Here is a 5,021-nt window from a genome sequence, read left to right on the forward strand (position 1 = left end):
CAATATAAGTATGACTATTTATATTAACTGAATCTCCTTCTATAACATTCACAAGTGCTAATTGAAAATTAGTCATGAATTCTCTTTGATGAAAAACCTCTAGTTGCACATCAAATGTCTCACTATTGTGAATATCTTGAATCCTTATCATCTTTCCATAATTCAACTCTTGTTGTCTTGCAGCCTCTACTTGTTTTATTTTATTGGATGTACTCAAATTATCATTACCGAAAATATATGTATTGTGATAATCAATATATTTTTGATCAATTGAATGCTTAAATAATAGTTTTTTTCGATTAATCTGATGAATAGAATTTTTGTGAATGATTCGCTTTTCATTTAAGAATATAGTTATCGAACCACGATCAAACATAGTATGGTGGTTGGGGCAAAGAACAATCATATTTTCAACTACATCTGCTCCCCGATGTAACCCAAGTGGTTGTATATGATGAACTTCAGAATAATATTGTTCAAAAGCAACTTCGAGCCGTTCCCCACAGATTTGGCAAGTATTATCGTATAATCTCTTCAGGAATAGTACAATACTACTTAATCTTTGAATTCTCTGAGTAGATATCGACATTCTAGCTGGGGTATGATTCCCGATTTTTTTATTAAAAAGCTTTTTTTTTGATTGGTTTTTTAACTGCTGCATTTCATTATTCAGGTTAATATTCTTCAAATCACTATAATCACTCACCAACAACTTTTCATTATTAATGATAGTTGCGTTGATACCAGGAAGAAAATGTTCCTCAACATTAACTTGATTCTCTTTGTTTTTATTTTCTTTATTACCGTTACTTGAATCCTTACTCTCTTTCTTATCTTCCAGGTCACTAAAAAAATTAAAGTGAATATCCTTAGGAATAACTAATTTATTATTCCTTATTGATAAGAAAGAAGGATTACTTTTAAAATATTGTTCTAATTTTGTAAATGAAAATTTACTCAACTTAGAAATTATGGCGTCAATTCTTTCCTTATCTTGGGACGAAAGAACTGCTGATCCAATCTCATTTCTTTTGTATGTCACATCTGTGAAAATAAAATATGAAAAAGTAAATGTTGTATTTAAGAATGTGCGACTATCTTCATATTTAGTCTGTGAAGACTTGAAGTGTGCTTTTAAGTAACTTGAATTAAAATTACTTGGTATTACATACAATTCTCGTCCATTTTTAAGTGTCTTATTAATACTTAATGATATTGCTATTTTTTTAAATTCATTAAAATCATACGCATTTACTACATTATATATCTCTGTTATCCTTTTTCTATCTTTTTTGCTGCCAGAGCTTCCTTTAAATAAAAAATTACCTATTATTCTTTCGTACATTCAACAACTCTCCCACTATACTCTCAAAATCTCGATGAAAGTGAACTTTTATCGTATCATAGAATTTTATAAACAAATAAGTAATGATCCTGTTCAAGTGCTTTATAGTAAACTCTTTTTATAGAAATCGGTAAGGACATATTGATATCTTCAGGTAATTTCTTATTAACAACTTTCCCAAAATTAAGTCCTGTTTGGTGAGTCGATGATACTACGAAATCAAATTCAATTTCCCTAATCATGAAGCCATACTCGTTTCTCAATAAATATCCATACATTACCGCATCGGTAATAAATACAAAGTACTTTTCGCTGGCTACCCTCGATAGTTTTAGTTTCATAATATCTACGTAAATATTTGCCATTCTGGCAGTCCGATCCTCTTGACCACTAGGTATTGCTCTATAGTATTTAAACTCAAATATCGAGTTGAATGACTTGTTAATAATCACTAAATCAATTTCTTTCTGTTTTAAGTAGTCGTGTGGGTATTCAAGAATTATCTCATATGATTGATACTCAGATAATAAAGCACCATAAAACTCATACCTGATACAATCCTCCGTAACCAAGTTTAATTGATTCCCGTAATAGGACAACCGGATATCTAGATTGTTTGAAAATGTATCAACTATTAATGAGTTCATTCATGCTGCTCCTTCGATTCTATATGAAAGTCAGTTTTTATCGCCTCACATAATCCTTCTGCAATTTTCACACTTTCTACCTTTCGTATAGTTGGTTGCTGCAATCAAGTCATCCGTGTAGAGATATTCCCCATTTTTGCCATCATTGCTTAAAACCTTCTCTCTAAAAGTAGAAATATCTAGTGTTGGACATCTGGTGACATGAACTTTATTCTTATTTGCATTATCTTTAACAATAAAATATCCATCCGTCGCTCTGTATTGCTTGAAATCCTCTTCAGTAGTAATCTTAATCAAAAATAATCACCTCATGAAACTAGTATTTTATTTAAAACTTCCAAAAACTTAACCTAGATATATTGTAATTAATATCTCTACCGAAAAATCCTTCTAATTTTTTATAAAAAGCATCAGTAAAAGAAGCAGAATGGCTCATCAAATAAGGATCATTCATCAAACTAATGTCTTCAGACTGATACCCAAATTAATCACTTCTCCATTAATGAAATCTGAATATTACACACTAGCCACTTAGCCTATTTGCAACTAATCTTCTCATTTCTTGTCGACAAACAAATCCATCGATAGAAGAAGTATCATCAATCATTGAATGAGAAATACCAGAAATACCCATAAAAAAAGCTTAACATGATTAGTACATTTGGTCTACGAGAAGTTCTTAGTGATTCACTTTAAAACGCTAATTGTACAAAAAAGCCCCAATCAACAGAATGGGACTAATTACAGTATAAAATCGCAGTTTAGAACTATTTCAAACGCTCAACACATAATCTAGGTGACTTCTAATGAACCTGAATATTTTTCATTTTAGCTTAACTGACCATTTTTAAATTATCTAGTTTCTCGATGATTTGTTTTATCTGTCCAACATAAGTAATTTCGATTTTTATTCAGTTATTGTATATTTATTATGAATTATCGGATAAAAGTATTTGGCTAGTTCAGGATAAATTATAGTAGAATCGGTAGTAGACAGAAAGAGATAATGAGCAAAAACCTTTATATGTTCGTATTCATCAATTTCAGAGTGTGAAAGGTTTATATAATACATTAGTTGCTGCGCTATCGATTTGGAAAGATTCTTAATATTATTATGCTGACCAGTAGTTATTTTATTTTTCCTCATATTTAATAAATCATCAAAAATGTCCTTTACATTGGCTTCAGATACAGGTTGTCTATCAATATCTTTAAATCCTTTTACGATAAATTTACTAATTTTTTCTATAAAATCAGCTTTTCCTTTATCGAATATTGTTTTTTTGTTTGTTATTTTCATATCATTTAGCTCTTTACTGATAAATTTAGATAATTCAAACTCTGTACTACCATTAACTACTGGAACAAATATATTTTTTAATTTTCTATTCCATTTATGAGGAAATGGAAAATACTTATACTTTCCATCCTCTGTGCTAAAAGGATCTTTATATAATAAAAGACCATCTTGTAAACTTAGAATCATATTATGTCTATGTATTCTTTTTATCTTTGAAGATTTATATATATCATTGATAACATTTGGCAGTTCATCTTTCGAAACCCCCGTAATTTGGTTACAAATTAAAAATGAGAAGATATGATCCGTATGAAAATATCTAATATTATAATTTAATTCTTCACGAAGTTTTTCCATTCTTTGTATTTCTGTCAAATAATACTTTAATCGTTCTCTCTCTTCTTTATTCATAGTCAATTTATTAATACCATTGACATAATTTTTGAATGTTTTTTGAAGCGGTATCTTCCAAAACACACTAGGAACTTCACTAGAAAATTTCAGTGTATATCTATATATTTCACTTACAAAATGACTATCTAGCGGAAATCTTGCTAATGTTGTAACATCAGTTAGGTTTTCTCTTTTTTTCTTTACTCCAGCTAATTTATTCAGGGCTTCTTCTAGTTCAGTTTTGCTAAGATCTGACTTGACCTCACCAATAGCTACAACTGTTTCAATTGGGAAGAATTTTGCTGATCCATCATCAATAAAAGGGGTTGATGATTTATCATAGATGACAATATCACATTGTGTGCTAATACCTTCCTTACCTTCACGAGGATTTAATATAAAACCATGATTAACGTCAAATTTTTTAGGTACAATACTTCTCAGGAAAGTTCTTGCTATTTCTTCCCTGTACATGCCAAATTCGCCAGTATGAATTAATGGTTTTTTTTCGTCAATGAATATTTTGGGCGCCCAGTAACTAAAATCCAAGAAAAACTTATGAATCTGTTGATTTATTATTTCATTCAAATAATTATTTGACATAATAATTAATTCCTTTCACATAAAAGGTTTTGTAAAATATATTTCAGATCAAATTTTGTGAATAAGACCAAATAACCGCAACACATAATCCCAAAAATAAAATCATTCTTTCATCACTTAACAAGAATCATAACCTTAGTTCCATCTGGGTATTTCTCCAACTGATTCCCCACCCAAGACCCTGCTCCACGATTGTCTGACGGGGTTATATAGGCTATATCTGCACCAGTTCCACCTTCTGCACACATTGCCATTKGGAACTCATCCCTGTCTTTATTGGGCTTTGTAGGGATACCCTTTAATGACTCCTTGCGATTTTCCTCTGCACCTTTGCGATCAATTGTACACACTGGAGTTTCACCATGCTCAATGGCTGCTTTAATATGCGCGGCAGTTTCTGGAAAACGATCAGCTGGTACTATTAAAGTGAAAGAAGGCGTTGTGTCTTGATTTCCAGGAGAAATAGTGAAGACATTATTATTAATGCAATAGTAAACACCAGCAATGAGTAATATTAATACTACTAAATATAAAGACCTCTTTTTCATTTTACCTACCTTAAAATAGATTATAAATTGTCATTCTAAACTTTTTCCTTACACCTTAGTAAAATTCAATCCTTTTTATCTTATTTAATTCAATTCTTCCTGTTGTCCCTTGTATAGAATCCAGTCCAGTATTATTCAAATCAAAAACCTTTTCCCAACTTTTTCTTTTTATTCTATCTTTCAAC

Annotated in this window: 5 protein-coding genes; all 5 read right to left on the reverse strand. The window is 30.4% G+C overall.

All coding sequences use genetic code 11. From position 1 onward, the window contains the following. Positions 1–1,345: HNH endonuclease (locus AC1DVJ_RS29955; RefSeq protein WP_477596391.1), on the reverse strand; the 1,345-nt coding region annotated here is incomplete at its 3' end. A 56-nt stretch (positions 1,346–1,401) separates the two neighbouring features. Beyond that, positions 1,402–1,992 (reverse strand): hypothetical protein, encoded by a 591-nt coding sequence (locus tag AC1DVJ_RS29960; protein WP_477596393.1) that lies wholly within the window; start codon positions 1,990–1,992, stop codon positions 1,402–1,404. A gap of 45 nt (positions 1,993–2,037) precedes the next feature. Continuing rightward, on the reverse strand, positions 2,038–2,289 hold the full coding sequence (locus AC1DVJ_RS29965) for a hypothetical protein (protein ID WP_477596395.1): 252 nt from the start codon (positions 2,287–2,289) through the stop codon (positions 2,038–2,040). Positions 2,290–2,899: 610 nt separating this feature from the next. Further along, positions 2,900–4,288: a DUF6602 domain-containing protein gene (locus tag AC1DVJ_RS29970; RefSeq protein ID WP_477596397.1), complete on the reverse strand. Its 1,389-nt coding sequence runs from the start codon at positions 4,286–4,288 to the stop codon at positions 2,900–2,902. Between the two features lie 113 nt (positions 4,289–4,401). Next, the gene (locus tag AC1DVJ_RS29975) at positions 4,402–4,836 is read right to left on the reverse strand and encodes a NucA/NucB deoxyribonuclease domain-containing protein (protein ID WP_477596399.1); all 435 of its coding nucleotides are present in this window, start codon (positions 4,834–4,836) and stop codon (positions 4,402–4,404) included. Positions 4,837–5,021 lie beyond the last annotated feature (185 nt).

The organism is Paenibacillus sp. P4_A9 (assembly GCF_056402415.1).